Source organism: Bradyrhizobium sp. LTSP857, from assembly GCF_000938285.1.
Taxonomy (GTDB): Bacteria; Pseudomonadota; Alphaproteobacteria; order Rhizobiales; family Xanthobacteraceae; genus Bradyrhizobium.
In genome coordinates this window covers 418,552-433,982 of record NZ_JYMS01000027.1, presented here as the reverse complement: position 1 = coordinate 433,982, position 15,431 = coordinate 418,552, and the positions used below count along the sequence as shown (strand labels likewise).

The following is a 15,431-nucleotide window of genomic DNA, read 5'->3' as shown; positions in this document are numbered from 1 at the left end:
TCGCTTTGTCCACCCTACGGCACCTGTTCCGTGCCCGCGAACAGCGGGGACGACGCCCCTGCACCCATATCCATTTGAGTCCGCGTCCCTATATTGGCGCCTGATCCCCGAATCAGGCAGCCCATGCGCGTTTTCAGCGTTCCAGTCTCAGTTCCGTTCCTGCGCACGGTCGTCTCAAGCCTGCTCGACGGCCAGCTGGTCGACGGGTTCGAGGCGCGCAAGGAACCGGCGCGGCTGGCGGATGCCACGCTGTATCTGCCGACCCGGCGCGCCATGCGCGTGGTCCGCGAAATCTTCCTCGACGAGATGCAGGCGGACGCCGTGGTGCTGCCGCGCATCGTCGCGCTCGGCGACATCGACGAGGACGAGCTCGCTTTCGCCGACGAGACCGAGCAGCTTTCAATCGCGGCCCCACTCGACATTCCGCCGCGGCTCGGCGAACTCGACCGGCGACTGACGCTGGCGCATTTGGTCGCGGCCTGGGCCAAGCGTCCCGTGCTATCGCCGCTGGTGGTTGGCGGCCCCGCTTCGACGCTTGCGTTGGCTTCCGATCTCGCACGCCTGATCGACGACATGGTCACGCGCGGGGTCGACTGGAGCGCGCTTGATGGCCTGGTGCCGGATCAGCTCGATCAATATTGGCAACACTCGCTCCAGTTCCTGCATATTGCACGCGAAGCTTGGCCTCATCACCTCGCCGAGATCAACCGGATCGAGCCTGCCGCGCGACGCGATCTGCTGATCGCAGCAGAAGCCAAGCGCCTGACCGCACATCCCCATGGACCTGTGATCGCGGCTGGTTCGACCGGCTCGATGCCGGCCACCGCAAAATTCCTGCACGCCGTCGCGGCGCTGCCGCAAGGCGCAGTGGTGCTGCCGGGTCTCGACACCGATCTCGACGAGGACGCCTGGCGCACCATCGGTGGCGTGCGCGATGCGCTCGGCAAATTCGCCGAGCATCCGGCGTCGAACCATCCGCAATATGCCATGCACGCGCTGCTGGAGCGTTTTGGCATCAAGCGCAGCGATGTCGACATCCTCCAGCAGCCGGCGGAAGGCGGCCGCGACCTGCTCGCATCCGAATCGATGCGGCCCTCCGCCACGACGGAGATCTGGTACGACCGACTGAAGCAGCCGGTCGTCGCCGCGAAGATTACCGGCGGCATGAAAAATCTCGCAGTGGTCGAGGCGCCAAATCCCGAGATGGAAGCGATCGCGATCGCGATCGCGATGCGCGAGGCGCGGCATCTGGACAAATCGGCGGCGCTGGTGACACCCGACCGCGCGCTGGCGCGGCGCGTCATGGCGGCGCTCACCCGATGGGATCTCGCCTTCGATGATTCCGGTGGCGACGTGCTGATGGAAACGTCCGCCGGAACTTTTGCATGCCTCGCGGCGGAGGCGGCGACCAAGGGACTCGAGCCGCCGACCCTGCTGGCGATGCTGAAACATCCGCTATGCCGGCTCGGCCGGCTGCCCGGCGCGTGGAAGGCGGCCATCGAGGGCCTGGAGCTTGCGGTGCTGCGCGGAACGCGCCCGCCTGCGGGTACGGCCGGGCTCTTACGCGAGTTCAACCGGTTCCGGGACGAGCTTGCGAAACTGTGGCGGAGCGAAGTCTCGGCGTTGCACGCGGCCGAGCCGCGCGCGCGCCTCAAGGCGGAAGATCTCGATCGCATCCAGGCGCTGATCGATGCCTTGCGACAAGCATTGGCGCCGATCGAGAGTCTGGCATCTTCGAAGCCGTATGACTTCGCTGAGCTCGCGCACCGTCATCGCGAGATCCTGATCGAGCTGTCGGGCGACGAGCAGGGCATTTCGCTGGCCTTCGAGGAGCGCGAGGGCCTCGCGCTCGCGAGCGCCTTCGACGATCTCTTGCGCGGCGGCACGACCAGCGGATTGATAGTTCCGCTGCCCGAGTACGCGGACGTCTTCCAGACCGCGTTCGGCGATCGCGCGGTAAGGCGGCGAGACAAGCCCGGCGCGCAGCTCCAGATCTACGGCCCGCTGGAATCGCGCCTGATGCAGGCCGACCGCATCATCGTCGGCGGCCTGATCGAAGGCGTCTGGCCGCCGGCGCCGCGCATCGATCCCTGGCTGAGCCGGCCGATGCGCCATGAACTTGGCCTCGATCTGCCGGAGCGCCGTATCGGCCTTTCCGCCCATGACTTCGCGCAACTGCTCGGCGCCGATGAGGTGATCCTCACCCACTCCGCCAAGGCCGGCGGCGCGCCGGCGGTGGCCTCGCGCTTCCTGCACCGCCTTGAAGCCGTTGCAGGCGATGAGCACTGGAAGGCGGCCATTCGCGCCGGCGAAAAATACGTGCGGTTTGCGGATGCGCTGGACCAGCCAGACGAGGTCAAGCCGGTCAGGCAGCCCGAGCCGCGGCCGCCGCGCGCGACACGCCCGCTCAGGATGTCGGTCACCGCGATCGAGGACTGGCTGCGCGATCCCTATACGATCTACGCAAAACACATTCTGCGGCTCGACGCGCTCGATCCCGTCGACATGCCGCTCTCGGCGGCCGATCGCGGCTCGGCGATCCACGATGCGCTTGGCGAGTTCACCGAGAGCTATGCGACACACCTGCCTGACGATCCCGCACGCGTGCTGCGTGCGATCGGCGAAAAATATTTCGCGCCGCTGATGGAGCGACCGGAGGCGCGGGCACTATGGTGGCCGCGTTTCCAACGCATCGCACGCTGGTTTGGCGAATGGGAGACGGCGCGACGCGACGCGATCGAGACGATCGCCGCTGAGACCCAAGGCAAGATCTCGATCCTGCTCGACAGCGAGCGCAGCTTTACCCTCTCCGCCCGCGCCGACCGCATCGAGCGGCGCCAGGGCGGCGGCTATGCCATCCTCGACTACAAGACCGGGCAGCCGCCGACCGGCAAGCAGGTCCGCATGGGCCTGTCGCCGCAGCTGACGCTGGAAGCCGCGATCCTGCGCGAAGGCGGCTTCCCTGATATCGACGCCGGCGCGTCGGTCAGCCAGCTCGTCTATGTCCGCCTGAGCGGCAACAATCCGCCGGGCGAGGAACGCATTCTCGAGCTCAAGATCAAGCAAGGCGACCAGCCACAGCCGCCGGACACCGCGGCCGCTGAGGCCAGAGCCAAGCTGGAAGCGCTGATCCGCGCCTTCGAGGACGAGAGCCAGCCCTATACGTCGCTGAACCTGCCGATGTGGACCAACCGCTACGGCACCTATGACGACCTCGCCCGCATCAAGGAATGGTCGGCAGCCGGCGGCCTGGGGATCGAAGAATGGTGAAAGCACCACGCCCCATCCCGGATGCCGTGCGCGACACTCAGAGGCGCGCGTCGGACCCGACCGCGTCGGCCTTCGTGTCGGCCAATGCCGGCTCGGGCAAGACGCATGTGCTGGTGCAGCGCGTGATTCGCCTGCTGCTGTCGGGCGTGCCGCCCGAAAAAATCCTCTGCATCACCTTCACCAAGGCGGCCTCCGCCAACATGGCCGAGCGCGTGTTCACCACGCTCGGTCATTGGGTGACGCTGGATGATGATGCGCTCACAAAGGCCATTGTTGCGGTCGGCATCCCGCATCCCAACGCAAAACTGCGGCGCGAGGCGCGAAAGCTGTTCGCCTGCGCATTGGAGACGCCGGGCGGGCTGAAGGTGCAGACTATTCACGCGCTGTGCACCCGCCTGCTCCAGCAGTTTCCATTCGAGGCCAACGTGCCGGCGCGCTTCGCCGTGATCGACGAGCGCGACCAGACCGACATGATGGAGCGCGCCAATCTGAAGGTGCTGCTCGACGCCGCGCGCGACCCGGAGAGCGTCACCGGCCGTGCGCTGCTGACCGCGATGGCGAGCGCCGCCGACGTCACCTTCAAGGAAGTGGTGCGCGAAGCCTGTCTAAGCCGCGATCATTTCATGGCCTGGACTGACGAGGCCGGCAACGCGGAAGCGGCTGCCACGCAGATGGCGGCGGTGCTGGGCGTGGATGCGAGCGACCGCATCGAGGATATCGAGAACGACATCGTCGATGGACCGTTCCTGCCGCGATCGCGCTGGGACAACATCGCTTTCGCGCTGGAGGATGGCACCGCCTCCGACAAGACCCAGGCAGAGCGCCTCCGAGCGGCGAAAGCCTTTTCCAGCGCTGATCAAGTTGATGCCTATCTCAGCGTCTTCCTCACCGACGACAAATCGCCGCGCAAAGCGGTGTTGACCAAGAAATTTGGCGATCACAATCCATCCGTCGCCCGCCTGTTCGAGTCCGAGGCGCAACGCCTCGGCGGATTGATCGAGAGGCGCCGTGCGGTGACGGTGCGCGACCGCAGCGCGGCTCTCCTGCACATCGCGACCGCTGCCGCCGCGAACTATCGGCGCGAGAAGCAGGAGCGCGGGCTGCTCGACTATGACGATTTGATCGACAAGACGCTGGCGATGCTGAACCGCGTCGCCTCGGGCTGGGTGCACTACAAGCTCGACCGCGGCGTCGACCACGTCCTGATCGACGAGGCGCAGGACACCAGCCCGCGGCAATGGGACATCGTCGCGCACATCATCTCGGAATTCACTGCCGGCGAAGGCGCGCGCGAGGGGCTGAACCGCACGGTCTTCGCCGTCGGCGACGAAAAGCAGTCGATCTTCTCGTTCCAGGGCGCGGAGCCACGAGAATTCGACAAACGACGGCGCGAGCTGCACCGCAAGTTCACCGCAGCCGGACTGAAATTCGATCCCGTCGCCTTCACCTATTCGTTCCGCTCGGGCGCCGCGATCCTGCATTCGGTCGACCACGTGTTTCGTGAGCCCGCGATCTACAAGAGCATCCATTCGGTCGAGACCGGCCATCCCCTGCACAATGCGCTCAGCGATGCCGGCCCCAGCGTGATCGAGCTGTGGGATCTCGCCGAGGCCGATGACAGGCAGGACATCGAGGGTTGGCGCGCGCCGTTCGACGGCGTCGCCGTCACCAGCCCCGAAGTCAAACTCTCCCGCCGCATTCAGACCGAGATCAAGCGGCTGGTCGAGAGCGGCACGCTGACGGGGCACGAAGGCGAACGACGGCCGTTGCGCTATGGCGACATGCTGATCCTGGTGCGTCGCCGCGGCAATGCGTTCGACGCCGTGATCCAGGCCTTGAAGCACGCCAACGTTCCGGTCGCCGGCGCCGATCGGCTCAAGCTCACCGAGCACATCGCGATCATCGATCTGATGAACCTCGCCGATGCGCTACTGCTGCCGCAGGACGATCTCGCGCTCGCGGTGGCGTTGAAGAGCCCGCTGTTCGGGCTCGACGACGATGACCTCTTTACGCTTGCCTGGAACCGCAAGGGATCGCTGCGCCGCGCGCTTGGCGAGCAGGCTTCCGGAAGCGAGAAATTCGCAACCGCACTGCGACGCCTGGAAGCCTGCGAAACGCGTTCGCGCGACGAGACGCCGTTCGCCTTCTACGCCTGGCTCCTCGGCGGCGACGGTGGCCGCGCTCGGATCCTGCGCCGGCTCGGCCATGAGGCCAACGACGCGCTCGACGAATTCCTGGAGCTCGCGCTGAATTACGAGCGCAAGGCGCCGGCCTCGCTGCAAGGTTTCATGGCCTGGCTGCGCTCGGCCGACACCGAGGTGAAGCGCGACATGGAGATCTCGCGCGACGAGGTGCGGGTGATGACGGTGCACGGCGCCAAGGGCCTCGAGGCCTCGGTCGTGTTCATGGTCGACACCACGTCCTCGCCCGCGGACTCGCAGCGGGTCCGGTTGATCCACGTTCCGCGCGGCAATGGCGGTGAAGTCGTGGTCTGGGCCGGCCGCAAGGCCGACGATCCAAAGCCCGTCGCCGAGGCGCGCAAGGCGATGTTAGAGGAGACCGAGGACGAATACCGCCGCCTGCTCTATGTCGCGATGACGCGCGCGGCCGATCGGCTGGTTGTCGGCGGCTGCATGCCCGGCAACATGAAGACGGTCCGCAAGCTGAGCTGGTACGATTTGATCGACACCGGGCTCGCCGGCTCGGGCCTGGAGAAGCAGACAATCGAGACGCCGCTCGGCAAGGTGACGCGATTCGCCCGGGCGGATGATGTCGCGGCGCTGGGCACGCCGGCGACATCCGTAGACCAGACGATCGCGCTGCCGGCCTGGCTCCGGCAGCCTGCCGCGCGCGAGACCGTCGATGAGGATTCGGTGCGCCCCTCAGGCCAAGCCGCCGAGGAAGGTCGCGCGGTCCGCACCGGCGAATCAGTCCAGTCGCGCGCGCTGGCGCTGCAACGCGGCACGCTGGTGCATCGGCTGCTGCAATCGCTGCCGGACATGGCCGCCGAACGCCGGCGCGACGCCGCCCTCGGCTTCATGGCGCGCAACGCCACGGACTGGACCGAGGCCGACCGCGCCGCGCTGGCCGACAAGGTCCTCGCGCTGATCGCTGAGCCACGATTCGCGCCGGTCTTTGCCGCCGGCAGCCGGGCGGAGGTCGCTATCGTCGGCCGGCTGGAGCGGCCGGGCCGGCCGCCGGCGCTGGTGTCCGGCCAGATCGACCGGCTGGTCGTGACGCCGAACGAGGTCCTGATCGTCGATTTCAAGACCAACCAGACCCCGCCCAGGAGCGCGGCCGAAGCGCCTGCGGCCTATGTCCGGCAGCTTGCGCTGTACCGGGCGGTGCTCGCCCGGCTTTATCCCCAGACGCCGATCCGGGCCGTCCTGCTCTGGACCGAGACCGTTGAATATATGGAGATTTCAGCCCCCGCGCTGGACGCGGCGCTGGCATCCCTTCATGTCGGCGTGAGCATCCTTGACCCGGCAAGGAGCCGTTCATAGGTTGACGGCATGATCCCGGGCGCGATTCCACGTCGCGCCGATTCTCTTTCAACCGAGTGAGGTACTCCAATGGCCGTTGGCAAGGTTTCCGATACCGATTTCGAAGCCGAAGTGCTCAAGGCAAACGGTCCCGTCGTGGTCGATTTCTGGGCCGAATGGTGCGGCCCCTGCCGCATGATCGCACCCGCGCTCGATGAGATCGCCGGCGCGATGGGCGACAAGGTCAAGATCGTCAAGCTCAACGTCGACGAGAGCCCGAAGACCGCGTCCAAGTATGGCGTGATGTCGATTCCGACCCTGATGATCTTCAAGGGCGGCGAGATGGCCTCCCGCCAGGTCGGCGCTGCGCCGAAGGCGAAGCTTCAGCAGTGGATCACCTCCGCAGTCTGATCCGCTTTGCGACACGATGATTTTCGACAACGGCCGCAATCATGCCGATCTCCGGCACGAAGCGCGTCTATCCGATCCAGCCCGTCGCCAAGGCGTTCGCCAGCTCGGGCTGGTTGTTGCTGCGCGCCAGCGCGGCCATCGTTTCGTGGTCGTAGGCGATATGGCGGAACGTCACCTGCCAGCTACCATCAACGAGTTCGAGGATCGCGTAGCGCGCGTGCGGCGTGCCGGCTTCGACGATATGCGGGAACGGATGCACGTCGCGATATCCGGGGCTGCCAACGCTGCCGGGATTGACGATCAGCCGGCCATCACGCAGGCGCACGGCACGGGCGAGATGCGTGTGGGCACAGAGGATCAGGGATTGCGTGATACCTCGCGCGAATTGTTCGATGCGATCGAGCGGGGACATCCCAACGGTGCCGTCGGGATGCACTGTGTCGAGCCAGTAGACCTCGTCGTTGTCGGGCGTCGCGTGGCAGAGGAAAACCTGCTCGCGAAACACGCGAATCATCGGCTGCGCGCGGAGCCAATCGAGATGCGTCGCATCGAGCTGCGCGTGAGCCGGGCGGTCCCACGAGCCCATCTTCTCCGGGGGACGGTCGAGCAGATAACGGTCGTGGTTGCCGAGCACGTGCACCGCGTCGAGCTTCATCAGGATCTCGATGGTGCGGCGCGCATCGAGCGGGCCGCTCAGCATGTCACCGAGATTGACGATGTCTGTGATGCCCTGCGCGCGAATATCGGCGAGCACGGCCTCCAGCGCGAGATGATTTCCATGGACGTCGGCAATCGCGGCAAAACGCATTGGGCATTCCTGTAGCCCGGATGGAGCAAAGCGTAATCCGGGTCCTTCATCGCTTGGAGCAAGACTCCCGGATTGCGCTTCGCTCCATCCGGGCTACACAATCATTATGCAGGAGGCGTGCCGTTGATCGCCAGCACGTGGCCGGCGAGATAGAGCGAGCCGGTGATCAGGATGCGCGGCGGCACTTCGTAGGCGAGCTTCGCCAACGCGCGCAGCGCGGCCTCGATGCCGGGAGCGATCTCGACGCGCATGCCGACGCTGCGCACGGCATCGGCAAGGCGATCGACCGGCATCGCATTCTCTGTGTCGGGGATCGGCACTGCGATGATGTGACGGGTGAGGCCGGCGAAGTTGGCGAGAAACGCCTGCGCGTCCTTGTTCGCCATCATGCCGGCGATCACGACCAGCGGCCGCGACACCCGCTCTTCGAGGTCCCCGAGCGCAGCCGCCGCGACGCGGCCGCCCTCGGCATTGTGTCCGCCGTCGAGCCAGATCTCGCTGCCCTGCGGTCCCCAGCCGGGCAGTTCGCCCGTGGTGATGCGCTGCATCCGCGCCGGCCATTCGGCGCTGAGGATGCCGGCTTCGAACGCCGCTTGATTGACCTTGAAAGCGTCGATGGCGCGCAGCGTCGCGATTGCGAGACCCGCATTGTCGAACTGATGGCGACCGAACAGCCGCGGTGCCGTGAGATCCATCAGCCCACGATCGTCGGAATAGACCAGACGCCCGCGCTCGACATTGACGTGCCAGCTTTCGCCCGCCGCGAACAACGGCGCGCGCATGCTTTTGGCCTGCGCCTCGATCACCGCCATCGCCTCCGGTACCTGCTCGGCGGAGATCACGGGCACGCCGCGCTTGACGATCGCGGCTTTCTCGCCGGCAATCGACGTCAGCGTGGGCCCAAGGAAATCCATGTGGTCCATGCTGACCGGCGTGATCACGCAGGCCGCAGGCCGATCGACCACGTTTGTCGAATCGAGACGGCCGCCAAGGCCGACTTCGAGCAACACGGCATCGGCCGGGTTCTGTGCAAACATATGGAAGGCAGCGGCGGTCTTGAGCTCGAACACGGTCGCGGCCTCGCCGGCATTGACGCGCTCGACCTCTTCCAGCGCCGCGCGCAACTCGTCGTCGCTGACCAACACCCCACCACCCACGCGGCCGAGTCGGAAACATTCGTTGATGCGGACCAGATAGGGCGAGGTATAGGCGTGGACGCGCAAGCCAGCTGCTTCCAGCGTCGCGCGCAGATACGCGACCGTCGAGCCCTTGCCATTGGTACCGGCGACATGGATCACCGGGGGCAGCTTGCGCTCGGGGTGACCAAGACGCTCGAGCAGGCGGTGCATCCGCTCGAGCCCGAGATCGATGCGTTTCTGATGCAGGGCCGACAGCCGCCCGATCAATGCGTCGAGCGACGGCTTTGCACTGTCAGTGGAGGCGTTCACGCGTGCGGCGCGGCCGGCGCCACTTCCGGGGCCATGACGATCTGCGCCGGGCTCGCGACCGGCTGCGCCGATTTCGACGCGGTCTCCAGCGCCGGCGCCTTGGTCAGCAGACGGCAGAGCCGCGCCAGCGTCGGCCGCAAATCATGGCGATGCACGACCATGTCGACCATGCCGTGATCCTTCAGGTATTCGGCGCGCTGAAAACCCTCCGGCAATTTCTCGCGGATGGTCTGCTCGATGACACGCGCGCCGGCAAAACCGATCAGTGCGCCCGGCTCGGCGATCTGCACGTCGCCGAGCATCGCGTAGGACGCGGTGACGCCGCCGGTGGTCGGGTTGGTCAGCACGACGATGTAGGGCTGCTTGGCCTCGCGCAGCATCTGCACGGCCACCGTGGTGCGCGGCATCTGCATCAGCGACAAGATGCCTTCCTGCATGCGCGCGCCGCCAGATGCCGCGAACACGATGAAGGGCGACTTCTTCTCTACGGCGAGATCGAGCCCGCGCACGAGGGCCTCACCCGCGGCCATGCCGAGCGAACCACCCATGAAATCGAAATCCTGCACGGCAATGACGACGGCGGCGCCTTCGAGCTTGCCGTAGCCAACCTTGACCGCGTCATTCAGATTAGTGCGCGCGCGCGCGTCCTTGATGCGATCGACGTATTTCTTCTCGTCGCGAAACTTGAGCGGATCGGGCGTCACGTCAGGCAAGGCGACGTCGAACCAGGTCTCGTTGTCGAAGATCGACTTCAAACGCGCCACCGCGCCCATGCGCATGTGGTAGTTCGAGCCGGGAATGACGAACTGGTTGGCCTCGACGTCCTTGTAGAACACAAGCTGCCCGGAATCCGGGCACTTGATCCACAGATTCTCCGGCGTCTCCCGCCGCAGCATGTTGCGGATCTTCGGCCGGACCACATTGGTAAGCCAGTTCATGGTTTGCTCCGATGTACGAACCCGCAAGGGATCGCCTGAAGGATATATGGCGGCCGGGCTCCTGTCCGGCAAGGCGCCCGTGTCACCCGCCCGAGAAGCGGAATTATGACCTATTCGGCCGCCTGTTTCGCGCCTTTGACGCCCTGGGCCAGCGCCGCGGTCAGCTCCGCCACGGCGTTAACGGTTTTAGCGGTCGCGCGGCCCTCGGCATCGAGGCTGTTCTTGAGCGCGTCGACCAGCGCGGTGCCGACCACCGAACCATCGGCCTTCTCGGCAATGGCGCGCGCCGCCTCCGGCGTGCGGATGCCAAAACCAACGCAGATCGGCAGCTTGGTATGCCGCTTGATGCGCGCGACAGCTTCACCTACGGCATTCGCGTCCGCCGCTGCTGCACCGGTGATGCCGGCGATAGAGACGTAATAGACAAAGCCTGATGTGTTCGCCAGCACCGCGGGCAGGCGCTTGTCGTCGGTGGTCGGGGTCGCGAGGCGAATGAAGTTCAGGCCCGCCTTCAGCGCGGGAATGCAGAGCTCGTCGTCTTCCTCCGGCGGCAAATCGACGATGATGAGGCCGTCAACGCCGGCCGTCTTGGCATCGGCCAAAAACTTGTCGACGCCGTAAATGTAGATCGGATTGTAATAGCCCATCAGCACCAGCGGCGTGACGTTGTCGTCCTCGCGGAAGCCGCGCACCAGCTCCAGCGTCTTCTTCAAGGTCATGCCGTTCTTGAGCGCGCGCAGACCGGCCGCCTGAATCGAGGGACCATCCGCCATCGGATCGGTGAAGGGAATGCCGAGTTCGATGACGTCGGCGCCTGCCTTGGGCAGCGCCTTGACGATATTGAGCGAAGTCGTGAGATCGGGATCGCCGGCCATCACATAGGTGACGAAGGCCGAGCGGCCCGCTTTCTTGAGCTCGGCAAAACGGGTGTCGATACGCGTGGTCACTTGGTCTTGCCCCTCAGGATATCGCCGACCTGCGGGACGTCCTTGTCGCCGCGGCCGGAGAGATTGACGACCATCAGATGATCCTTGGGCCGCTTCGGCGCGAGCTCCATCACCTTGGCGATGGCGTGTGCGGGCTCGAGTGCCGGGATGATGCCTTCGAGCCGCGACAGCAGCTGGAACGCGGCGAGCGCCTCGTCATCGGTCGCGGAGAGATAGTTGACGCGGCCGATCTCGTGCAGCCAGGAATGCTCGGGGCCGATGCCGGGATAGTCGAGACCGGCCGAGATCGAATGCGCGTCCTGGATCTGGCCGTCCGCGTCCATCAAGAGATAGGTGCGGTTGCCGTGCAGAACGCCGGGACGCCCGCCCGCGATCGACGCCGCATGCAGTTGCGTGAGCCCATGGCCCGCGGCTTCAACGCCAAAAATCTCGACGGTGGAATCGTCGAGGAAGGGATGGAACAGACCCATCGCATTCGAGCCGCCGCCGATGCAGGCGACCAGCGAATCCGGCAGGCGGCCTTCGACCTCCTGCATCTGCACCTTGGTCTCGTTGCCGATGATCGACTGGAAGTCGCGCACCAGCGTCGGATAGGGATGCGGCCCCGCGACGGTACCGATGCAGTAGAAGGTATTGTGCACGTTGGTGACCCAGTCGCGCAGCGCCTCGTTCATCGCGTCTTTCAGCGTGCGCGTGCCCGACTGCACCGGATTCACTTTTGCGCCCAGCATCTCCATGCGGATGACGTTGGGCTGCTGCCGCTCGACGTCGACGGCGCCCATATAGACCACGCATTCGAGGCCGAAGCGCGCACACAGCGTCGCGGTGGCGACACCATGCTGACCCGCGCCGGTCTCGGCGATGATGCGCTTCTTGCCCATGCGCCGCGCCAGCATGATCTGGCCGAGCACGTTGTTCACCTTGTGCGAACCGGTGTGATTGAGCTCTTCGCGCTTGAGGTAAATCTTGGCGCCACCGAGATGCTCGGTCAGGCGCTCGGCGAAATAGAGCGGCGAGGGCCGGCCGACATAGTTCTTGAGATAACCGTTCATCTCGGCCTGGAAGGCCGGGTCGGCCTTGGCCGCGGTATAGGCCTTCTCCAGATCGAGGATCAGCGGCATCAGCGTTTCGGCGACGAAGCGTCCGCCGAAAATGCCGAAATGGCCGCGCTCGTCGGGACCGCTGCGATAGGAATTTGGTTTGGCGATGTTCATCGAACGCTCAACTCTTGATTTGCATCTTGGGTGGCGCGCGCGGCGCGAATGAAGGCCTTGATCAGCTCTGGATCCTTGACGCCGGGGGCGCTCTCGACGCCGGAGGACACGTCGGCGCCGCCGGCGCCGGTGACGCGCAGCGCCTCCGCAACGTTGTCGGCATGAAGCCCGCCCGAGACCATGTAGGGCAGCTTCAAATCGAGATTTTCCAGCAGGTGCCAATCGAATGGCGCGCCCAGGCCGCCGGGACGGGTTGCGTCCTTCGGCGCACGCGCATCGAACAGAATACGGTCGGCCGCCGCGGCATAGCCGGGCAGCACGGCGAGATCGGCTGCGGTTGCGACCGGCACAGCCTTCATCACGGGGCGGCCGAACTTCTGCTTGATGTCACGCAGCCGCGCGACGCTCTCCTGGCCGTGGAGCTGGAATATGTCGGGCGACAGCGCATCCATGATGTTGTCGAGCGTCGCATCGTCGGCATCGACCGTGAGCGCGACCTTGAGCGCACGCCGCTTCACCTGGCGGCCGAGCTCGCGCCCGGCCTCCAGCGAGAGATGCCGGGGCGACGGCGGAAAGAACACGAACCCCACCATGTCGGCGCCCGCGTCGAGCGCCGTTTCGAGCGTCTCGCGCGTGGACAGGCCGCAGATTTTGACGAGCAGGGACATGATCTCAAAGCGCATGGAGGCCGCGGGTCTGCGGCCGGAAAACAGGGCTTTCGGTTGCGGCCGCTTCTACAACGTCGCGCGCTGCTTGTCTCGCCCGACGGGACCGTAAAGGCCCACCCCGGAGGGGGCCGGGAGGCGCTGCGGATTGGGCTTTGTAGGGGCCGCCTGGGCCCGCAGATCGGCCAGTTCGACCCGGGCGGCCCGTGCATCCGCCTCATGCCGGCGCGCGGCGCGACGCCAGTGCCGCTGGCCGAACCAGACGGCACAACCGCCGGCCACGACGCCCAGGGCAGCCACCAGGATCAGCAACAGGAACAGCGGCAGCGTGACCGACAGTGCCGGGTCAGCCGACATGAAAGGATCGAAGGAGACCGTGACGAAGTGCCGGTTGGCGACCGCGAAAGTCACCAGGATCAGGGCCAGCGGAATCACGATCAGCGCGGTCAGGAATTTTCGCATCTGGCTTCGCTCGCCTTGAATCAAGCCTGCAGCTGCGTCACGGCCGCTCGGTTAAGCCCGGACGATGGCCTCAGTCGGGCGCGCCTGGATCCGGATGGTCGCGATTCAGCCGCTCACGCATTTCCTTGCCGGTCTTGAAGAACGGAACGCTCTTCTGGTCGACAGGGACATGAGCGCCGGTTCGCGGATTGCGACCGGCGCGTGCGGGGCGGTGCTTCACCGAGAAAGCACCGAAGCCGCGCAGCTCGACGCGGTCTCCGCGCGCGAGTGCCGCTACGATCTCCTCGAGAATCGCATTCACAATGTTCTCGACATCCCGCTGGTACAGATGCGGGTTGTGCTCGGCGATACGCTGAACAAGTTCGGATTTGATCATCGAGAGATAGGACCCGGAAGCGTGCGGATGACCATTTCCGTGAAAATGCCTTGATCTGTCAAGACGCTAAATGAAGGTTGGGCGTCGTGAAAATGCGTGACAAATGCCGAAAAAGCGGGCTGACCCACCACCCGCCAGACGCGAAAAGCCTTCGAGGCTCGCTTGGTTCCGGCCAGTTCCGGTCAATTCGACGCGGCCGGCTGCCACAGGGCCAGCATTCCATCCATTCCGAAGCGATCGACCGCCTGCGCAACGCCAGTTTGCCCGATCTGATGCGCAATCGAGCTTAAACCAAGCGCTTCCAGCGTGACGGCGGCAGCAGTCCTGAGAAACGGCAGGTCGCTGAAGCGGGGTTCGAGCTTGTAATCGCGCACGCTGAGACCCTTCTTGACGCCCTTCTGCTCCTCGAGCCAGGTCACAGCCGTCTTCTCGTCGCCGAGCTGATCAATCAGCTTGAGATCAATCGCCTGGCGTCCCGTGAAGACGCGGCCATCGACCACTTTTTCGAGCTGCGTGTCATCCATGCCACGCCGTTGCTTCACCAAATCCTTGAACCAGGCATAGGAGTCCTTCACCAGCGCATCGAGCGCGGCCCGCGCCTCGGGGCTGGTCGGCTCAAAACCGTTCGGCGCGGCCTTCAGCGGCGTGGACTTCACTTCCTCGACCTTGACGCCGATGGTCTTCAGCAGCTCGCTGACGTTGGGAAACTGGAACAGCACACCGATCGAGCCGACCAGCGAGCTCTGCTGGGCGATGATGTGATCGCTCGCAATCGCGGTGATGTAGCCGCCGGAAGCCGCAAGACCTTCGACCACGACGACCATCGGCTTCTTCGCCTTCAGGCGCGTCAGCGAATCGTAGAGCTGCTCGGAGCCGGCGGTGGTGCCGCCCGGCGAGTTGATGTGAACGATGACGGCCGCGGCCTGCGAATTCTCCAGCCGCTCCAGCGCCCGCGTGCGCTCGGAATCGCTGCGGATCAGGCCATCGACCTGCACGCGCGCGATCGAGCCGGCGGAAGCGAAGGTGCCGCGCCCACTGGGCGTCACGATCAGTGCAAAGCCCGCGATCGCCGCGATTGCGATCAGCGCAGCTGTGACGCGCCAGAACGTCAGCTTGCGACGGATCCTGCGGCGATCGACGATGATGTCCGAATCGAGCGACATCGGAATATCTCCAGGTGAGAAGCCAACCGCGTTGTGCCGTCACAGCGTGACCATTGGCTTATCTGGATACATCAATTGCGGCGCAATTTGAAGAAAACAAGGCCTGTGCCGTGTAGCCCGGATGGAGCGCAGCGCAATCCGGGGAGCCACATAAAGACTTTCCCGGATTTCGCTACGCTCCATCCGGGCTACGACAGCACCAACAAAAAAGCCCCGGCTCGCGCCGGGGCTTCGATGCTTGCGAAAC

Annotated in this window: 12 protein-coding genes; 3 read left to right on the top strand and 9 right to left on the bottom strand. The window is 65.4% G+C overall.

The window, feature by feature from the left end:
* Nucleotides 1-123 precede the first annotated feature (123 nt).
* The 3 genes from addB to trxA all read left to right on the top strand — a co-directional run bounded on the left by addB (nucleotide 124) and on the right by trxA (nucleotide 7,163).
* On the top strand, nucleotides 124-3,270 hold the full coding sequence (gene addB, locus UP06_RS19510) for a double-strand break repair protein AddB (RefSeq protein WP_045004871.1): 3,147 nt from the start codon (nucleotides 124-126) through the stop codon (nucleotides 3,268-3,270).
* Nucleotides 3,264-6,773, top strand: a complete 3,510-nt coding sequence (addA, locus tag UP06_RS19505) for a double-strand break repair helicase AddA (RefSeq protein ID WP_045004870.1) — start codon at nucleotides 3,264-3,266, stop codon at nucleotides 6,771-6,773. Before addB ends, addA begins: the two co-directional genes overlap by 7 nt.
* 69 nt (nucleotides 6,774-6,842) lie before the next feature.
* Entirely contained in the window at nucleotides 6,843-7,163 is a 321-nt protein-coding gene (gene trxA, locus UP06_RS19500; RefSeq protein WP_007598398.1) for a thioredoxin, read from the top strand.
* 67 nt (nucleotides 7,164-7,230) lie between these two features.
* Here trxA and UP06_RS19495 read toward each other — a convergent pair whose 3' ends face one another.
* The 9 genes from UP06_RS19495 to sppA form a co-directional block, all read right to left on the bottom strand.
* Nucleotides 7,231-7,971, bottom strand: a complete 741-nt coding sequence (locus UP06_RS19495; protein ID WP_045004868.1) for a metallophosphoesterase family protein — start codon at nucleotides 7,969-7,971, stop codon at nucleotides 7,231-7,233.
* 104 nt (nucleotides 7,972-8,075) lie between these two features.
* A complete protein-coding gene (locus UP06_RS19490; protein ID WP_045004867.1) occupies nucleotides 8,076-9,419 on the bottom strand; it encodes a bifunctional folylpolyglutamate synthase/dihydrofolate synthase in 1,344 nt (447 codons plus the stop codon).
* Nucleotides 9,416-10,357 carry an acetyl-CoA carboxylase, carboxyltransferase subunit beta gene (gene accD, locus UP06_RS19485; protein ID WP_045004865.1) on the bottom strand — a complete coding sequence of 314 codons (942 nt, stop codon included), beginning with the start codon at nucleotides 10,355-10,357 and terminating at the stop codon, nucleotides 9,416-9,418. Before accD ends, UP06_RS19490 begins: the two co-directional genes overlap by 4 nt.
* Before the next feature lie 110 nt (nucleotides 10,358-10,467).
* Nucleotides 10,468-11,304 (bottom strand): tryptophan synthase subunit alpha, encoded by an 837-nt coding sequence (trpA, locus tag UP06_RS19480; protein WP_045004863.1) that lies wholly within the window; start codon nucleotides 11,302-11,304, stop codon nucleotides 10,468-10,470.
* Nucleotides 11,301-12,518 (bottom strand): tryptophan synthase subunit beta, encoded by a 1,218-nt coding sequence (trpB, locus tag UP06_RS19475; RefSeq protein ID WP_045004861.1) that lies wholly within the window; start codon nucleotides 12,516-12,518, stop codon nucleotides 11,301-11,303. Before trpB ends, trpA begins: the two co-directional genes overlap by 4 nt.
* Nucleotides 12,515-13,186 carry a phosphoribosylanthranilate isomerase gene (locus UP06_RS19470; protein ID WP_045005038.1) on the bottom strand — a complete coding sequence of 224 codons (672 nt, stop codon included), beginning with the start codon at nucleotides 13,184-13,186 and terminating at the stop codon, nucleotides 12,515-12,517. The genes trpB and UP06_RS19470 overlap by 4 nt, the downstream gene beginning before the upstream one ends.
* Nucleotides 13,187-13,252: 66 nt before the next feature.
* On the bottom strand, nucleotides 13,253-13,645 hold the full coding sequence (locus tag UP06_RS19465; protein ID WP_045004859.1) for a lipopolysaccharide assembly protein LapA domain-containing protein: 393 nt from the start codon (nucleotides 13,643-13,645) through the stop codon (nucleotides 13,253-13,255).
* Nucleotides 13,646-13,715: 70 nt separating this feature from the next.
* Nucleotides 13,716-14,021 (bottom strand): integration host factor subunit beta, encoded by a 306-nt coding sequence (locus UP06_RS19460; RefSeq protein ID WP_007598410.1) that lies wholly within the window; start codon nucleotides 14,019-14,021, stop codon nucleotides 13,716-13,718.
* 182 nt (nucleotides 14,022-14,203) lie between these two features.
* Nucleotides 14,204-15,184: a signal peptide peptidase SppA gene (gene sppA, locus UP06_RS19455; protein WP_045004857.1), complete on the bottom strand. Its 981-nt coding sequence runs from the start codon at nucleotides 15,182-15,184 to the stop codon at nucleotides 14,204-14,206.
* Between the last annotated feature and the right edge of the window lie 247 nt (nucleotides 15,185-15,431).